This is a genomic window from uncultured Thiohalocapsa sp. (assembly GCF_913063425.1).
In the GTDB taxonomy this organism is placed as follows: domain Bacteria; phylum Pseudomonadota; class Gammaproteobacteria; order Chromatiales; family Chromatiaceae; genus Thiohalocapsa.
On record NZ_CAJXYK010000006.1, the window covers coordinates 57,763 to 73,963 of the forward strand.

Sequence of the window (16,201 nt, forward strand, 5' to 3'; positions counted from 1 at the left end):
GCCAATTTACCAGTTCTGGAGCCCGATGACTGATTCCGCCGCAAAGCCCTGGTCCGGGCGCTTCGAGCAGCCCACGGACGCCTTCGTGGAGGCGTTCACCGCATCCGTGGGGCTCGACCACCGCCTGTACCGCCAGGACATCGCGGGCTCCATCGCCCACGCCCGGATGCTGGCCCGCCAGGGCATCCTCGGCGCGGACGAGTGCGATGCCATCGTCGCCGGGCTCACGCGCATCGGCGAGCGCATCGCCGCCGGGGGCTTCGCGTGGTCGGAGGCGCTCGAAGACGTGCACATGAACATCGAGGCGGCGCTCACCGCCGACATCGGCGATGCCGGCAAGCGGCTGCACACCGGGCGCTCGCGCAACGATCAGGTGGCCACCGATCTGCGGCTCTGGCTGCGTGACGAGATCGACGCGGTGCTCGCCGGCATCGACGCCCTGGTGGCGGCGCTGCTGGACCTCGCCGAGCGCGAGGCGGACAGCATCATGCCCGGGTTCACGCATTTACAGGTGGCCCAGCCCATCACCTTCGGTCACCACATGATGGCCTGGGTGGAGATGCTCGACCGTGACGCGGATCGCTTTCGCGACTGCCGCAAGCGTGTCAACGTGATGCCGCTCGGGGCCGCGGCCCTGGCCGGCACCAGCTATCCCATCGACCGTGCCGCCACCGCCGCGGAGCTGGGCTTCGCGCGGGCGGCGGAGAATTCCCTGGACGCCGTCTCCGATCGGGACTTCGCCATCGAGTTTGCCGCCGCGGCGGCCATCGCCATGATGCACCTGTCACGCTGCTCCGAGGAGCTGATTCTCTGGTCGTCGGCGCAGTTCGGCTTCATCGAGCTGTCCGACGCCTACTGCACCGGCTCGTCCATCATGCCGCAAAAGAAGAACCCCGACGTGCCGGAGCTGGTGCGCGGCAAGACGGGGCGCATCTTCGGGCACCTGATGGCACTGCTCACGCTGATGAAGGGACAGCCACTCGCCTACAACAAGGACAACCAGGAGGACAAGGAGCCGCTGTTCGACACCGTGGACAACCTGCGCGGCTCGCTCAAGGTGTTCGCGGACATGATGCGGCACGTCAGCTGCAACCGCGAGCGCATGCGCGAGGCGGCGCGGCAGGGCTTCGCCACCGCAACGGACCTGGCGGACTATCTGGTGCACCGCGGCATCCCCTTTCGCGACGCGCACGAGATCGTCGGCAAGGCCGTTGCGTTCGGCATCCGCAGCGGCCGCGACCTGGCGGACCTGAGCCTTCAGGAGCTGCGGCGCTTCTCCCCCGCCATCGGCGAGGACGTCCACCAGGTGCTGACGCTGGAGGGCTCCGTCAGCGCCCGCAATCACCTGGGCGGCACCGCGCCCGAGCAGGTGCGCGCGGCCATCGCCCGCAAACGGGCCGCCCGCGCCGCCGCCGGCACCGCAACGGACTGATCCGCAGAGCCTGCAACACCAATGCCTGACAGCCTCGATGAGCTGAGCGAGCGCCTGCTCGCCTTCGCCCGCGCCCGGGACTGGGAGCAGTTCCAGTCACCGAAGAACCTGTCCATGGCGCTGGCCGGCGAGGCCGGCGAGCTCCTGGAGCATTTCCAGTGGCTCACGGAGGCCGAGAGCGCGCGCCTGAGCCCCGAGAAGCGCCGCGCCGTGGCCCATGAGCTTGCAGACATCCTGAGCTATCTGCTGCGCCTCGCCGAGCGGCTCGACATCGACGTCGTCGCCGCCACGCACGACAAGATCGCCATCAACGAGGTCCGCTACCCTGCCGACAAGGTGCGCGGCGATGCCCGGCGCGCCGACGAGTACGACGACTGAGCCAGCCGCTTGTCCACCGGCGACGGCCCTGGACACCGGCGACGGCCCCGATCCGGCATAATGTCAGGGTATCCCTGAGTGGAACGCGGACCTTGGAGCAGACGATGAGCATCGATGCCGCCCTCTCCCAATGCCCGGTGTTCCAGGGCGTCCCCCTGGAACGGTCCCGCAAACTGTTGGCGGATGCGCAGCGGCGCACTGTCCACACCGGTGAAATCCTGATCGACGAAGGCGTCCCCAACGAGTATCTGCACCTGGTGGTGTCCGGGCGGCTGCGGGTCATGCTGCCGGCCAATGACTCCAGATTCCGCGCCGTGCATTTGGCAGACCTGGAGGCGGGCGCCATCACCGGCGAATACTCGGCCTTCGACAAGCGCGAGGCATCGGCCCGCGTCAGTGCCGTGGAGACGACCGAGCTGCTGTCGCTGCGCGCGAGTGAATTCGCCGCCGCGCTGGACCGCGATCCGGACGCGGCGAAGCACGTCTACCGCAATCTGCTGGAGCTGCTGATCGAGCGCCTGCGTGCCAAGGATGCGGAGGTGGATCTGATCATGCTGGTGTGAGCCTGCCAGCGGCCGACGCCGCTGTCGGCCGGACGCCGGTCCGTGCTGCGTCCCCGGCGCAGGCGCGGGCCGCAGGTTCTAGGGATGCTTAAGGGATGATGAGGCGCATCCCGAGCCTGAGCTCGTCCGGCCCATCAAGCACATCGCGATTGGCCTCGAAGATGCGCCGCCAGGCACTGGCGTCACCATAGACCTTGGCCGCAATGCGCGAGAGCGTGTCTTCCGCGCGCACTTCGTAGACCGCCTTGGTGCCGCCGCTGCTGCGCCCATCGTCCCTGCCGGGGCCTTCACCTGGGCCTGCGCCGGAGCGTCCGACCGGGCCGCCGCCAGCACCGGTCTGAGACGAGCCTCCGACAGCACCGGTCTGAGAAACGCTGCCTGCGCTGCTCGCGGCAAGGCTGCGGCCATCGGGCCGGCGATCGACAGCACCAGCCCCGGCACCGCCCGCTTGTGCCCCAGCCGCCGGCGCATCGCTCACCGGCGTCGCCGCACCCATGCCCGCGCGGGCCGTGACCGTCTCCAGGCGCTTATCCAGCTCCAGCACCCGCTGCACCGCCTCCGCCTGCCGCTCCTTCGCCGTCGCCAGCTCCAGCGACAGGCGCTCGTTCTCGGTGCGCACCCGGGCGTGGGCCTCTTCCAGGGCGGCGTGCAGCTTCTCGGCCTTGTCTGCCCGCAGCAGGGCCTCGTCGACCGTGAGCTGCTGCTGTTTCAGCCTGGCCTCCAGCTCGGCGACCCGGGCATCCAGCGCCTCGACCCGCGCCTGCGCCTCGGCCCGCGCGTGCTCAGAGGCCGCGAGCTGACGCTCAAGCGACTGCACCCGCGCAGCGTCCTCCAACAGCACCTCAGCGCTGCCCCCGACCTCCACCTCGGCGAGGCGCCCCTCCAGGCGCTCGGCGAGGGTGGCGAGCCTGGTGGCCTGCGCGTCCAGCCGCTCGGCCAGGGCCTGTTGCCCTTCCAGCGCGCGCAGCCGCTCGGTCAGCATCGCGTTCTCACGCAGCAGCCGCTGGTACTCGGGGGCCGGATCATCCGCCGGCGCAGGGGATGAGCCAGGTGCCCCGGTGTCCGCCGAGACCGACTGCACCGAGCCCAGGCACAGGGCCAGTAGTGCGACCAGCAGCCAAGGGCACCGCAGCCGCACGGCGGCAGGCAGCGTGGTGGGTCGGCACGCGAAGGCGGGTTGAACAGGTGTCATGTGGCGCAGGCGCTGTGGCCTCCGTTTGTGGTGAACGGTCGGACCGCAGCCACCGCCCCACCTGAGCCTCAGCGGGGCACCCCGGCGCGAAAAGCGGCTGCCAGGCGCATCAGCAGTGCCTGCAGACCGACACCGAGCCGCTGCCAGGGCGATTTCTTGGCCTGCCAATGCAGCCGGTACAGGTCACGCGCGGTGCGTGCGGCGAGCAGATGGTCGTCGCTGGTGCTGAGCTCGTCCACCAAGCCGAGGCTGAGCGCCTGCTCGCCGTACCAGTACTCGCCGGTGGCGACCTTGTCGAGGTCCAGCTCCTTACGGTACTCCCGAATGAAGTCCTTGAACAGTTGGTGTGTTTCCTCCAGGTGCTCGCGGAGCTTGGCCCGGCCCGCTTCGGTATTCTCGCCGAAGAGGGTCAGCGTGCGCTTGTAGTCGCCGGCGGTGTGCAGCTCGAAATCGATGCCCTGATGCTCCAGCCAGCGGTGGAAGTTGGGCAGCTGGGCGATCACCCCGATGGAGCCGATGATCGCAAAGGGCGCTGCGACGATGCGGTCGGCAACACAGGCCATGAGGTAGCCGCCGCTCGCCGCTACCCGATCCACCGCCACCGTCAGCGGGATACCACGGCGACGGATGCGCAGCAGTTGCGAGGCCGCCAGGCCGTGCTCGTGCACCGCACCGCCGGCGTTGTCCAGGCGCAGCAGCACCTCGTCGCCCTCGCCCGCCTCCTGCAGCAGGGCCGAGACGGTCTCGCGCAGGCCGCCCACCTCCGTGGCCAGCAGGTCGCCCTTGAAGTCCAGCACGAACAGCCGCGGGCGCGCGGCGCTGTCGGCCTTGGCGCGGGCCTTGTGGGCCTTGTGCTCGGCTTTGGCCCAGCGCTTGTAAGCCTTCGGCGGCTGCGTGGCGCGCTTCAGGCCATCGGCCATGTCATCGAAGCGATCGTTGAGGTTGGTGATCTCGAGCCGGCCGCCGTCGCCGTCGTGCCCGCCATGGTGGCGGGCGCGCACCAGCAGGGCCGCGAACAGCCCCAACAGGGCCAGCAGGGTCAGGGTCTTGGCGGTGAACAGGCCGTAGTCGATCAGGGCTTCCAGCAAGGCGCGGCCTCCAGTGCTTGGCGCCGGTTGCCGTCGGTATGCTCAGACGGCGATGGGGGCGCGGATGGGTGGGTGCGGGTCATAACCCGTGATGGCGATGTCCTCGAACCGGTAGTCGAAGAGACTCCGCGGGCGCCGGCGCAGCTCGAGGCGCGGCAGCGGCCGGGGCACCCGGGCCAGTTGCGCATAGACGATGTCCGGCGTCAGATGGTTCCGGTAAAGGTGGAGGTCGCCGAAGCTATGCACGAGCTCGCCCGGGGCCAGGTCGCACTGCTGCGCCACCATGTGCGTGAGCAGCGCATAGCTCGCGATGTTGAAGGGCACGCCCAGGAACAGGTCCGCGCTGCGCTGGTAGAGCTGGCAGGAGAGCCGGCCCTGCTGCACATAGAACTGGAACAGGCAGTGGCACGGTGCCAGCGCCATGCGCCCGGCGGCGGCGTTGTCGGCCGGGGACACCCCGGGCGCGGGCAGATCGGCCGGGTTCCAGGCCGAGACCACCAGTCGGCGCGAGTCCGGTTCACGGCGGATGGCCGCGACGATCTGCGCCAGCTGATCGACGCTGCGCCCGTCCGGCGCCGGCCAGCTGCGCCATTGGTGCCCGTAGATGGGTCCGAGCTCGCCGTCGGGCGCCGCCCATTCGTCCCAGATGGTCACGCCGTGGTCGTTGAGCCATTGTTTGTTGGTGGCGCCGGACAGGAACCAGAGCAGCTCGTAGACGACGCTCTTGAGATGCACCCGCTTGGTGGTCACCAGCGGAAAGCCGGCGCCGAGGTCGAAGCGCACCTGGCGGCCGAACACCGAGCGGGTGCCGACGCCGGTGCGGTCGTCCTTGTCCACGCCGTTGTCGAGCACATCGCGCAGGAGATCGTGGTATTGCTGCATACGGCGCTGGGTTGCTGGGAGAGGCGTCGCTGGGAGAGGCGTCGCTGGGAGAGGCGTCGCTGGGAGAGGCACAGTCCGGTGTCAGGGCGTGGTCGCTGCCGCGCAGGGATAGAGCCGCGCCATGATGCCCGGCACGACCTCAAGCGCCGGCGCCTGCTGCTGCGGCGCGGCCCGCAGTGCCGCCAGCACCTTCGGCAGCGCGGCATCGATGGACTCCGCCGCCGGCACACACCAGCGCGGCCCGGTGGCTGGTGCCCTGCCCTTGCAGTCGCAGGGGACGGCATACCATTCACACAGGGCCGCGTCCACACCGCGGTCGCCCGCGGCCCGTCCGCGCTCGCACGCCGCCAGCAGCTCGGCCACCGTCGGTCCGACTGGGGCCTCGGTTGGGGCCTCGGTTGGGGGCTCGGTTGGGAGCACCGCGGCCGGCAGCGCCAAAAGCCCAGCGCACAGGGCGCCAACCATCACAGTGCGGTGGCCAAGACTCAGGCAGACGGCGGGCTTGCGCATTATCAGGGGCGCTGCTGGGGCTCGACCGGCGTGGGTGGCAGGAGTTTACCCGAAGACGCCGCCGCGTGAGTCACCGTCCCCGCGGGCAGCAAGGGCACAGCACCAGGCGCCGCAGGACCCACCGCACGCCTTTCCGCGCCGCCCGGCACGACGCGGCCGGTCAGGCGGTTTATGATGTAGGGTGTTTTTTGACGGCGGCGGCGCCGCCCAGCGGGCGACGGCCGCCGCATCCTGACCAGCCACCAGCGCAGTCGGCGCCGCATCGGGCGCCCGGAGGACAAATGCCAGACCGAATCATCGCTTTTGTCATGGCCGGCGGCCAGGGCTCGCGTCTGCAGCCGCTGACCGCGGCCCGCTCCAAGCCTTCGGTGCCCTTCGGCTCGCGCTACCGGCTTGTGGACTTCGTGCTCAGCAACCTGGTCAACTCGCAGATCCGAACCATCTACCTGCTGGTGCAGTACAAGTCCCAGTCGCTCATCGAGCATGTGCGCAAGGCGTGGACCATCTCACCGCTGCTGAAGGATCAGTTCGTCACCGTTGTGCCGCCGCAGATGCGCTATGGGGAGTCCTGGTTCCAGGGCACCGCGGACGCCGTGCATCAGAACATCAACCTGGTGGAGGAGCACGCCCCGGACTACGTGGTGGTGTTCGGCGCCGATCACATCTACCGCATGGACATCCAGCAAATGGTGGAATTCCACAAGGAGCGGGACGCGGACGCCACCGTCGCTGCGCTGCCGGTGCCACTGGAAGACGCCACCGGCTTCGGTGTCATTGCCGCCGGCGCGGACGGGCGCATCGAGGCCTTCCAGGAGAAGCCCGCCAACCCTTCGCCGCTGCCGGACGACCCGGACAGCGCCTATGCGTCCATGGGTAACTATGTGTTCAGCGCCAAGGTGCTCATCGAAGCGCTGGAGGCGGCGCAGCAGGCCGGCGAGACCGACTTCGGCGGGCATGTACTGCCGCGCATGCTGGAGCGCGGGCAGCGGCTCTTCGCGTATGACTTCGCGAGCAACCGCATCCCCGGTATCAAGCCCTACGAGACGCAGGTGTATTGGCGCGATGTCGGCACCATCGACGCCTATTTCAGTGCGCACAAGGACGTGCTCGGCGGCGAGCCCGCCTTCGACGCCTTCAACCCGGACTGGCCCATCTACTCCAGCAACTACCAGGGGCCGGTGGCACGGGTATTGGGCGCCCACCTTGACAATGCCCTGTTGGGCGCGGCATCTGTGGTGCACGAGAATGCACACCTCGCCAACACCATCATCCGCCGCGAGGCCGTCATCGAAGAGGACGTGCTGCTCGAAGACTGCATCGTCATGGACTATGTGCGCGTCGGCAAGGGCTCACGGCTCAAGCGCGTCATCATCGACCGCCACAATGTCATCGAGCCCGGCAGCGTCATTGGTTACGACCGCGAGACGGACATCGCCCGCGGCTACACCGTCTCCAAGGGCGGCATCACCGTGGTGCCGGCGGGCCACCCCGGCGTCTTCGCGCGCGGTGGCGGTTACGGTGGCGGCTACTCCGAGTAGCCTGAGCGGGCGCCGACGGAAGTCGGCGTGCCCAGGGCGGACGCGCGGTTTGCGCGACGATCCGCTGGGGCTATAAGCCCATCTTCTCAAAGAAATGCCTGACGCCGTCGAGCCAGCTCGTGGAGTGGGGGCTGTGATGCTTGCCGCCGGAGCTTAAGCTCTCCTCCAGCTCGCGCAGCAGGTCCTTCTGCCGCTCGGTCAGGTTCACCGGGGTCTCGACGGCGACCCGGCAGATGAGGTCTCCGACGGGGCCGCCGCGCACGGGCTTCACGCCCTTGCCGCGCATGCGGAACATCTTGCCGGTCTGGGTGCCCGGTGGGACCTTGAGCATGACCTTGCCGGTGAGGGTGGGCACTTCGAGCTCGCCACCCAAGGCCGCGGTGGCAAAGCTGATGGGCACCTCACAGAAGAGGTGGCTTTCCTCCCGCGTGAAGATGGGATGGTCCTGCACCACCACCTGAACATAGAGGTCACCGGGCGGGCCGCCATGCTCGCCGGGCTCGCCCTCGCCCGCGAGGCGGATGCGATCGCCCGTGTCCACACCCGGTGGCACCTTGACGCTCAGGGTCTTTTCCTCGCGTAAGCGGCCGTTGCCGCGGCAGTGCCGGCACGGGTCTTCCACCACGGTACCGCTGCCGCGACAGGCGGGGCAGGTCTGCTGGATGGAGAAAAACCCCTGCTGCATGCGCACCTGACCGTGGCCGTGGCAGGTGCTGCATTCCTTGGGCTTGGTGCCCGGCTTGGCGCCGGTGCCGCCGCAGTGGTGGCACTCCACGGTGGTGGGGATCTTGATGCTGACGTCCTTGCCGGCGACGGCCTCCTCCAGGGTGAGCGAGAGCTCGTAGCGCAGGTCGGTGCCGCGGTGCGTGCGCCGGCCGCCGGCCCTGCCGCCGAAAATGTCGCCGAAGACATCGCCGAAGATGTCGGAGAAACCGCCGGCGCCGAAGTCTCCGGGGCCACCGCCGAAACCGCTCTGACCGCTGACCCCGGCGTGCCCGAACTGGTCGTAGGCGGAGCGCTTGCGGGGGTCGGTGAGGACGTCGTGCGCCTCTTTGGCCTCCTTGAACTTGGCGAGCGCCTCGGCATCGTCCGGGTTGCGGTCCGGATGGTACTTCATCGCCAGGCGGCGGAAGGCCTTCTTGATGTCCTGCTCGCTGGCGTTGCGGCTCAGGCCGAGAACTTCGTAATAATCGCGGGGCATTGGCGTGGTCTTGCGGGGAGTGCGTTCTTGTTCGGGATCGGGCGCTGAGCCCGCTGCAGGACTGCGCCCGCAGGGCGTGCGTCCGGCGCTTGGGCGTCGCTGGCCACCCGTGGCGCCTTTGCCCAGGGCGACGGCAGTGCGGTGACGCAGACACGCGTGGGCGCGGACCCACGCGTGCGTCGTCAGGCCATGCGCAGCGCTCGCGCCTTACTTTTTGTCGTCCTTGACCTCTTCGAACTCGGCATCCACCACGTCGTCACCGGCCGCACCGCCGCCGGCTTCCGCGCCGCCGGCACCTCCCGCAGCGCCGGCGTCAGCGCCCGGCTGATTCTGCGCATAGAGCCGCTCGGCCATCTTGGCGGAGGCGTCGCCGAGCTCCTTGGTGAGGGACTCGATGCGGTCCTTGTCCTCGCCCTGCATGGCCTCCTCGAGGTCCTTGATGGCGGACTCGATCTTGTCCTTCTCGCCCGGCTCCAGCTTGTCCTCGCCGAGCTGCTCCAGCGACTTGCGGGTGGCGTGGATCATGGTGTCCGCCTGGTTGCGGGCGCCCACCAGCTCGTGGAACTTTTTGTCTTCCTCGGCGTGGGCCTCGGCGTCCTTGACCATGCGCTCGATCTCGTCGTCCGACAGGCCGGAGCTGGCCTTGATGACAATGGACTGCTCCTTGCCGGTGGCCTTGTCCTTGGCCGAGACGTTCAGGATGCCGTTGGCGTCGATGTCGAACTTGACCTCGATCTGCGGCACGCCGCGCGGCGCCGGCGGAATGTCCGCGAGGTCGAAGCGGCCGAGGGACTTGTTGTCCATGGCCCGCTCGCGCTCGCCCTGGAGCACATGCACGGTGACGGCGGTCTGGTTGTCGTCGGCGGTGGAGAAGGTCTGGCTCGCGCTGGTGGGAATGGTGGTGTTCTTGTCGATGAGCTTGGTCATGACGCCGCCCAGAGTCTCGATACCGAGCGACAGCGGGGTCACGTCCAGCAGCAGCACGTCCTTGACGCCACCGCCGAGCACGCCGCCCTGAATGGCAGCACCGACGGCCACGGCCTCGTCCGGGTTCACGTCCTTGCGCGGGGCCTTGCCGAAGAACTCCTCGACCTTCTCCTGCACCTTCGGCATGCGGGTCTGGCCGCCGACGAGGATGACCTCGTTGATCTCGCCGGCACCGACACCGGCGTCCTTGAGCGCGGTGCGGCAGGGCGCGATGGTGCGCTCGATGAGGTCCTCCACCAGGGACTCCAGCTTGGCCCGGGTCAGCTTGACGTTGAGGTGCTTCGGGCCGGTCTGGTCTGCCGTGATGTAGGGCAGGTTGATGTCCGTCTGCTGGCTCGCGGAGAGCTCGATCTTGGCCTTCTCGGCGGCCTCCTTCAGGCGCTGCAGCGCGAGCGGGTCGTTGCGCAGGTCGAAGCCCTGCTCCTTCTTGAAGACCTCCACCAGGTGGTCGATGATGCGCAGGTCGAAGTCCTCGCCGCCCAGGAAGGTGTCACCGTTGGTGGAGAGCACCTCGAACTGGTGCTCGCCTTCGATCTCGGCGATCTCGATGATGGAGATGTCGAAGGTGCCGCCGCCCAGGTCGTAGACGGCGATCTTCTGATCGCCGCGCTTCTTGTCCATGCCGTAGGCGAGTGCCGCCGCGGTGGGCTCGTTGATGATGCGCTTCACCTCGAGCCCGGCAATGCGGCCGGCGTCTTTCGTCGCCTGGCGCTGCGAGTCGTTGAAGTAGGCGGGCACCGTGATGACGGCCTCGGTGACGGTCTCGCCCAGGTAGTCCTCGGCGGTCTTCTTCATTTTCTGAAGGACCTTCGCCGAGACCTCCGGCGGTGCCATCTTCTTGCCGTTCACCTCCACCCAGGCGTCGCCGTTGTCGGCCTTGACGATCTTGTACGGGACCATCTCCTTGTCCTTGGAGACGACGTGGTCCTCGAAGCGGCGGCCGATGAGTCGCTTGATGGCGAACAGGGTGTTGCTCGGGTTGGTGACCGCCTGGCGCTTGGCGGACTGGCCCACCAGCACCTCGCCGTCGCCGCTGAAGGCGACGATGCTGGGCGTGGTGCGATCACCCTCGGCGTTCTCGATCACCTTCGGCTTGTCGCCCTCCATCACGGCGACGCAGGAGTTGGTGGTGCCGAGGTCGATGCCGATGATCTTTCCCATGGTGTCTCTCCGAATCTGAATCGTGGTGAATCTGTGTGCCGCCCCCGGACCCTTGCCGTCAGCGGCTGAAACTGCGCTGGAGGTTGGGCAAAACCTTGAAATTCTCAAGCCTACTGCACAGCGCAGGCGCTGCGCTCCGGCGCGGACCTGAGCCATGTCACCCGCCGCCGATGGGCCGGCGCCCGGCTCCGCGGGAGCGCACGACGACGGCGCCGCGGGTCAGGCCTCCGAGGAGACCATCACCAGCGCCGGGCGCACCAGGCGACCGTTCAGCGTGTAACCGCTCTGGATCACGTTGGTGACGGTGTTCGCGGGCAGGTCCGCGCGCGGCTGCATGGACATGGCCTGGTGCAGCTCCGGGTTGAAGGGCTCGCCTTCCGGGTACACCCGCTCGACGCCGAACTTGCCCATGATGTCGCCCAGCAGCTTGAGCGTGAGCTCGGTGCCCTCGCGCAGCTTGGCCACGTCGGCATCCGGCTCCTGCGCGGCGGCATAGCCGAGCTCCAGGCTGTCGCGCACCTGCAGCAGCTCCTTCATGAAGCCCTCGAGCGCGAACTTGTGCGCGTTCTCAAGCTCCTTCGCCTGGCGGCGGCTCATGTTCTCCATTTCGGCGCGGGTGCGCAGCAGCTGGTCGTGGGCCTGATCGGCCTTGGCGCGGGCGTCCTCCAGCAGCATGGTGAGCTGGATTGGATCCGCGGCCGGCTCCGCGGCATCATCCGCGGCATCACCGGGGGGCTGCTCCACCTCGGCACCGCCCCCCGCCGCGGCCTCCGGCGGTCCCTCGCCGGGAGCAGGCTCCTGTGCGCTTGCGGACGCCGCCTCCGTGGCGTTCGTCTCGTTGTCGTGTTGGCGATCTCGCTCCGGATTCATGGTGTCGTCTCCAGGGACTGCCTCTCGTGGGCTTGCCTCTCCAGGGTGTGAAAGTCTTCCAAAGCCGCGTCTGCCGGCAGGCCGAGCGGCTGCCGGCGGCGGCGGGTTTTGTCCGGCGCCCGCTGCCACTGGGCCGGTCAGCGCCGCTGCGCGGCAGCCCGCGGCTGAGCCCCGGCGGGGCCGGGCGGCCCCGCGGCGGGTCGTCGCCGGCGCGCCGCTGGGCTGCGGTGGCCGCCGGGCGCTAGGGCCGGCGCAGCGCTGCCGCCAACAGCTTGGCAGTGACGTCCACCACCGGGATCACCCGCTGGTAGTCCATGCGGGTCGGACCGATGACGCCGAGCACACCGAGGATCTGATCCTCGACGCGGTAGGTGGTGGTCACCAGACTGCAATCGTCGAGCAGCGCGAAGCCGGACTCCTGGCCGATGAAGATCTGCACGCCGTCGGCCTCGATGCAGCGGTCGAGCAGATCCAGTATCTGTCGCTTTTCGGTGAAGGCCTGGAACAGCGACTTCAAGCGCTCCATGCTGGCGAGCTCCTCGAATTCCATCAGGTTCGTCTGCCCCGCGATGAGCACGTCGTCCTCGTGCTCGGCGCCTTCCACCACGCGCTGGGCCATTTCCATCGCCCGCATCATCAGCGCATCCATGCGCTGGTGGGTCTGCTTCAGGTCGTCCAGCAGGCGCCGGCGCACCTCGCGCATGTCCAGGCCGGAAAACATCTCGGTCAGGTAGTTGGATGCCTGCTGGAGGTGCGAGGCGGAGCACTCCTGATCGGTGTCGATGATGCGGTTGTGCACCTCACCGTCGGCGGTCACCAGAATCGCCAGCACCCGGGTGCCGGAGAGCTTCATGAATTCGATCTGGTGGAACACCTCGCGCTCGTGCCGGGGCACCATCACCATACCCGCGAGGTGCGTGACACCGGAGAGCAGGCGCGAGGCAGACTCGATCAGGGACTTGGACTCGGCCCCCGGGTCGAAGCCTGAGCGCATCTTGTCCACCAGGGCATCGTCCATGGGCGAGACGGTGAGCAGGCTGTCCACGAACAGCCGATAGCCGGAGACGGTGGGCACGCGACCGGCGGAGGTGTGCGGCGAGACCACGAGCCCCAACTCCTCCAGGTCCGACATGACGTTGCGCACCGTCGCCGGACTCAGATCGAGCCCGGCGTCGCGCGCCAGCGTGCGCGAGCCCACCGGCTGGCCGTCGCGGATGTGCCGCTCGATCAGCGCCTTCAGAAAACGCAGCGCGCGCTCGCTGATGTGCCCGCCGCCGGGCAGCGAGACCTTGGTATCACCGGTGCGCGATTGACTGCTGTTGGGCATGGCACTGCTGGACCGATAAGCGTTGTCCGCGCCGGCCGGCGAAGTCGCGTCGTGTCGCGGCGCCGGCGCGCCGGCATATCGCCTGCCTCGGCGGGAGCGCGGATTTAGCACTCCATAAGCGCGAGTGCTAATGCTGCCAATCTAGGGCGCAGCCCGTCTGGTGTCAACCGCCGCCACCGCCGCCGGGGCAACGCGCGGCCGGGTGCCCGGCCCGCCCGGCGCCGCCCCAGCGCGCGCTCCCGGGCCAAGGCGGAGCCGCCCCAGGCGCCGACCGCGGGCAGCAGTTGGCCTGTCTGCGGGGGCATGCTACCGTCCGCTCGCGTGCGGCCGGCGCGCGCTGAACGCGCCCGGCGTCTTCGCAGTAACCGACACATGAGCCAATTCCGAGTCGCCGGCATCATCGGCAAGCAGCACCGGGACCCACAGTTGTCCCGCACCATCGCCCGGCTGGCGGCTCACCTGCGCCACCGTGGGCTCACCGTGCGCTTCGATCCGGAGGCGGCGGCGGCCGCCGCCGACACCCTGGGCGAGGACACCACGGGCCTGCGCATCCCGGACCTGGGCGCTGCCTGCGATCTGATCATCGTCGTCGGCGGCGACGGTACCCTGCTTCACGCCGCCCGGGAGCTGGCGCCCGCGGACGTGCCGCTGCTCGGCATCAACCTGGGCAGGCTCGGCTTTCTGGTGGACATCTCGCCGGACCACCTGGAGGAGCGCCTGGACCAGATCCTCGCCGGCGAGTACCACGCCGACGCCCGGGCCATGCTGGAGGTCCACACCGACGGCACCGACGGCCGCGCCGTGAACGACATTGTCGTGCACAAATGGAACAGCGTGCGCATGATCGAGCTGGAGACCTGGATCGACGGCCAGTTCGTCAACGCCCAGCGCTCGGATGGCGTCATCGTCTCCACCCCCACGGGCTCGACGGCCTATGCCCTGTCCGGCGGCGGCCCCCTGGTGCATCCGGGCCTGGACGCCCTGCTGCTGGTGCCCATCTGTCCGCACACCCTGAGCAACCGGCCGTTGGTCATCGGCGGCGACAGCCACATCGAGCTGCGCATCCGCGACTACGAGCACGAGCTGGTGCGCCTCACCTGCGACGGGCAGATCAATCTGCCGCTGGCGGAGGGCCGCGCCATCCACATCCGCCGCAGCCCCCACCGGGTGAAGCTGCTGCACCCGAAGGGCTACGATCACTTCAGCATCCTGCGCGCCAAGCTCGGCTGGGCCAGCGAGCGCCGCGGCGACGGCGCCTGCTGAAGCCGGCGCTTCCGGGGCAGCGACGCACAGCACAGCCGCCGCAGTCACACGCACCCGCCACCTCAATCGGGCCATGCTCAGCCACATCGCCATTCGGGACCTCGTCATCGTGAGCCGGCTGGAGCTCACGCTCAGCGGCGGCATGACCGCGCTCACCGGCGAGACCGGCGCCGGCAAGTCCATCCTCATCGACGCCCTGGGTCTGGCCCTGGGCGAGAAGGCCGATGCCGGCATGATCCGCAGCGGCTGCGAGCGCGCTGAAGTCACCGCCGGCTTCGACCTCGCGCGCTGCCCGCAGGCCCGGGACTGGCTCACCGAGCAGGCGCTGGACGACGGCGACGACTGCATCATCCGCCGCGTGCTGGTGCGCGAGGGGCGCGCACGGGCCTTCATCAACGGCCGCTCCGCCAGCGGTGCGCAGCTGCGCGCCCTGGGGGACCTGCTGGTGGACATCCACGGCCAGCACGCGCATCAGTCCCTCTTGCGCCCGGTGGCCCAGCGCAGCCTGCTGGATGCCTACGGCGGTCAGGGTGAACAGGCGACGGCGGTGGCCGAGCTGCACCGGCGCTGGCGCGAGCTGGACAACCGCTGGCGCACGCTCACCGCCGCCCGCGAGCAGCGCGCCGAGCGCCTGGAGCTGCTGCGCTTCCAGGTGGAGGAGCTTGCCGAGCTGAATCTCACCGACGGCGAGCTGGACGCCCTGGACGCCGAGCAGCACCGGCTTGCGAACCTCGGCAGCCTGCAGGGCACGGCGGCGGCGCTGGTGGAGCTGCTCTACGCGGGCGAGGGCGCCCTGCGCGACCAGCTCGGCCGGGCGGGCACCGAGCTGGCGGGGCTGGTGGACATCGATGCGCGCCTCGCCGAGACCCGGGAGCTCATCGACAGCGCCACCGTGCAGGTGGAAGAGGCGGCCGCCAACCTGCGCCAGTACCTGGACGACCTCGACATGGACCCGGCCCGCCTCGCCGACGTGGAGGCGCGCCTCGGGCGCATCCACGACCTGGCGCGTAAGTACCGCATCCAGCCAACGCTGCTCATGGAGACCCTCGCCGAGCGGCAGGCGGAGCTCACCGCCCTGGAGCAGGACGATCAGGCCCTGGGTACCCTGGAGGCGGATCGGGATGCCGCCTGCGCCGCCCTGCTCGCGGCCGCCCGCAGCCTGAGCGATGCCCGCCGCGCCGCCGCCGAGCGCCTGGGCGAGACCGTCACCGCCTTCATGCAGGAGCTCGGCATGGTGGGCGGCCGGTTCGCCGTGGCGGTGGAGACGGGCGGCGATGCACAGGTGGGCGCGCACGGGCTGGATGCCGTCACCTTCCAGGTCAGCGCCAACCCCGGGCAGCCGCTGCAGCCGCTGGCCAAGGTGGCCTCCGGCGGCGAGCTCTCCCGCATCAGCCTTGCCATTCAGGTGGCCACCGCGGAGCTCGGCAGCATCCCCACCCTGGTGTTCGACGAGGTGGACGTCGGCATCGGCGGCGGCGTGGCCGAGATCGTCGGCCGCCTGCTGCGCCGCCTGGGTGAGGCCCGCCAGGCGCTGTGCGTGACCCATCTGCCGCAGGTGGCGGCCCAGGCACACCGTCAGCTGCGGGTGCAGAAGCAGGCCGTCGACGGCCAGACCTACACGGACATCAGCCCGCTCGGCGACGCCGCCCGCGTCGATGAGATCGCACGCATGCTGGGCGGCACCGAGATCACCGACACCACCCGCGCCCATGCCGCGGAGATGCTGCGCCGGGCACCCGACGACCCCACCTGAGCACCACCGCAATCACCCCAAAACCGGGCAAAAACGGGGACGGTAAACTTAATTAT

General features: G+C 69.4%; 14 protein-coding genes. 6 read left to right on the top strand and 8 right to left on the bottom strand.

All coding sequences use genetic code 11. The features are described from left to right. Positions 1-25 precede the first annotated feature (25 nt). From argH to QZ607_RS04550, 3 genes are all read left to right on the top strand, one after another. Positions 26-1,432, top strand: a complete 1,407-nt coding sequence (gene argH / locus QZ607_RS04540; protein WP_295880174.1) for an argininosuccinate lyase — start codon at positions 26-28, stop codon at positions 1,430-1,432. Between the two features lie 21 nt (positions 1,433-1,453). Further along, positions 1,454-1,810 (top strand): nucleotide pyrophosphohydrolase, encoded by a 357-nt coding sequence (locus QZ607_RS04545; RefSeq protein ID WP_295880176.1) that lies wholly within the window; start codon positions 1,454-1,456, stop codon positions 1,808-1,810. Between the two features lie 104 nt (positions 1,811-1,914). Further along, positions 1,915-2,373, top strand: a complete 459-nt coding sequence (locus QZ607_RS04550) for a Crp/Fnr family transcriptional regulator (protein WP_295880178.1) — start codon at positions 1,915-1,917, stop codon at positions 2,371-2,373. 88 nt (positions 2,374-2,461) lie between these two features. Here the strand turns inward: QZ607_RS04550 and QZ607_RS04555 are convergent, their stop codons facing one another. From QZ607_RS04555 to QZ607_RS04570, 4 genes are all read right to left on the bottom strand, one after another. Continuing rightward, positions 2,462-3,565, bottom strand: a complete 1,104-nt coding sequence (locus QZ607_RS04555; RefSeq protein WP_295880179.1) for a LysM peptidoglycan-binding domain-containing protein — start codon at positions 3,563-3,565, stop codon at positions 2,462-2,464. 68 nt (positions 3,566-3,633) lie between these two features. Beyond that, positions 3,634-4,653, bottom strand: coding sequence for a protease SohB (gene sohB / locus QZ607_RS04560; RefSeq protein ID WP_295880180.1), 1,020 nt, complete (start codon positions 4,651-4,653; stop codon positions 3,634-3,636). Between the two features lie 42 nt (positions 4,654-4,695). Beyond that, positions 4,696-5,535, bottom strand: coding sequence for a thymidylate synthase (locus QZ607_RS04565; RefSeq protein ID WP_295880182.1), 840 nt, complete (start codon positions 5,533-5,535; stop codon positions 4,696-4,698). A gap of 81 nt (positions 5,536-5,616) precedes the next feature. After that, positions 5,617-5,898 (bottom strand): Rap1a/Tai family immunity protein, encoded by a 282-nt coding sequence (locus QZ607_RS04570; protein WP_295880184.1) that lies wholly within the window; start codon positions 5,896-5,898, stop codon positions 5,617-5,619. Positions 5,899-6,326: 428 nt separating this feature from the next. Here QZ607_RS04570 and QZ607_RS04575 point away from each other — a divergent pair, with 428 nt between their 5' ends. Next, positions 6,327-7,583 (top strand): glucose-1-phosphate adenylyltransferase, encoded by a 1,257-nt coding sequence (locus QZ607_RS04575; RefSeq protein ID WP_295880187.1) that lies wholly within the window; start codon positions 6,327-6,329, stop codon positions 7,581-7,583. A gap of 70 nt (positions 7,584-7,653) precedes the next feature. Here QZ607_RS04575 and dnaJ read toward each other — a convergent pair whose 3' ends face one another. The 4 genes from dnaJ to hrcA form a co-directional block, all read right to left on the bottom strand. Continuing rightward, positions 7,654-8,784 carry a molecular chaperone DnaJ gene (gene dnaJ, locus QZ607_RS04580; protein WP_295880190.1) on the bottom strand — a complete coding sequence of 377 codons (1,131 nt, stop codon included), beginning with the start codon at positions 8,782-8,784 and terminating at the stop codon, positions 7,654-7,656. Between the two features lie 207 nt (positions 8,785-8,991). Continuing rightward, entirely contained in the window at positions 8,992-10,932 is a 1,941-nt protein-coding gene (gene dnaK, locus QZ607_RS04585; protein WP_295880193.1) for a molecular chaperone DnaK, read from the bottom strand. 219 nt (positions 10,933-11,151) lie between these two features. Then, positions 11,152-11,802: a nucleotide exchange factor GrpE gene (grpE, locus tag QZ607_RS04590; RefSeq protein ID WP_295880197.1), complete on the bottom strand. Its 651-nt coding sequence runs from the start codon at positions 11,800-11,802 to the stop codon at positions 11,152-11,154. Between the two features lie 241 nt (positions 11,803-12,043). Continuing rightward, a complete protein-coding gene (hrcA, locus tag QZ607_RS04595; protein ID WP_295880200.1) occupies positions 12,044-13,129 on the bottom strand; it encodes a heat-inducible transcriptional repressor HrcA in 1,086 nt (361 codons plus the stop codon). Positions 13,130-13,501: 372 nt separating this feature from the next. Between hrcA and QZ607_RS04600 the strand changes: the two genes are divergently transcribed. Then, positions 13,502-14,392 carry an NAD(+) kinase gene (locus QZ607_RS04600; protein WP_295880202.1) on the top strand — a complete coding sequence of 297 codons (891 nt, stop codon included), beginning with the start codon at positions 13,502-13,504 and terminating at the stop codon, positions 14,390-14,392. 73 nt (positions 14,393-14,465) lie between these two features. Further along, positions 14,466-16,145, top strand: a complete 1,680-nt coding sequence (gene recN, locus QZ607_RS04605) for a DNA repair protein RecN (RefSeq protein WP_295880204.1) — start codon at positions 14,466-14,468, stop codon at positions 16,143-16,145. The last annotated feature ends 56 nt before the right edge of the window (positions 16,146-16,201 follow it).

What these genes read in the sequence shown, in the direction of transcription:
- argH (WP_295880174.1), top strand. Translation starts at nt 26, where the DNA reads ATGACTGATTCCGCCGCAAAGCCCTGGTCCGGGCGCTTCGAGCAGCCC.
- QZ607_RS04545 (WP_295880176.1), top strand. Translation starts at nt 1,454, where the DNA reads ATGCCTGACAGCCTCGATGAGCTGAGCGAGCGCCTGCTCGCCTTCGCC.
- QZ607_RS04550 (WP_295880178.1), top strand. Translation starts at nt 1,915, where the DNA reads ATGAGCATCGATGCCGCCCTCTCCCAATGCCCGGTGTTCCAGGGCGTC.
- QZ607_RS04555 (WP_295880179.1), bottom strand. Translation starts at nt 3,565, where the DNA reads ATGACACCTGTTCAACCCGCCTTCGCGTGCCGACCCACCACGCTGCCT.
- QZ607_RS04565 (WP_295880182.1), bottom strand. Translation starts at nt 5,535, where the DNA reads ATGCAGCAATACCACGATCTCCTGCGCGATGTGCTCGACAACGGCGTG.
- QZ607_RS04575 (WP_295880187.1), top strand. Translation starts at nt 6,327, where the DNA reads ATGCCAGACCGAATCATCGCTTTTGTCATGGCCGGCGGCCAGGGCTCG.
- dnaJ (WP_295880190.1), bottom strand. Translation starts at nt 8,784, where the DNA reads ATGCCCCGCGATTATTACGAAGTTCTCGGCCTGAGCCGCAACGCCAGC.
- dnaK (WP_295880193.1), bottom strand. Translation starts at nt 10,932, where the DNA reads ATGGGAAAGATCATCGGCATCGACCTCGGCACCACCAACTCCTGCGTC.
- grpE (WP_295880197.1), bottom strand. Translation starts at nt 11,802, where the DNA reads ATGAATCCGGAGCGAGATCGCCAACACGACAACGAGACGAACGCCACG.
- hrcA (WP_295880200.1), bottom strand. Translation starts at nt 13,129, where the DNA reads ATGCCCAACAGCAGTCAATCGCGCACCGGTGATACCAAGGTCTCGCTG.
- QZ607_RS04600 (WP_295880202.1), top strand. Translation starts at nt 13,502, where the DNA reads ATGAGCCAATTCCGAGTCGCCGGCATCATCGGCAAGCAGCACCGGGAC.
- recN (WP_295880204.1), top strand. Translation starts at nt 14,466, where the DNA reads ATGCTCAGCCACATCGCCATTCGGGACCTCGTCATCGTGAGCCGGCTG.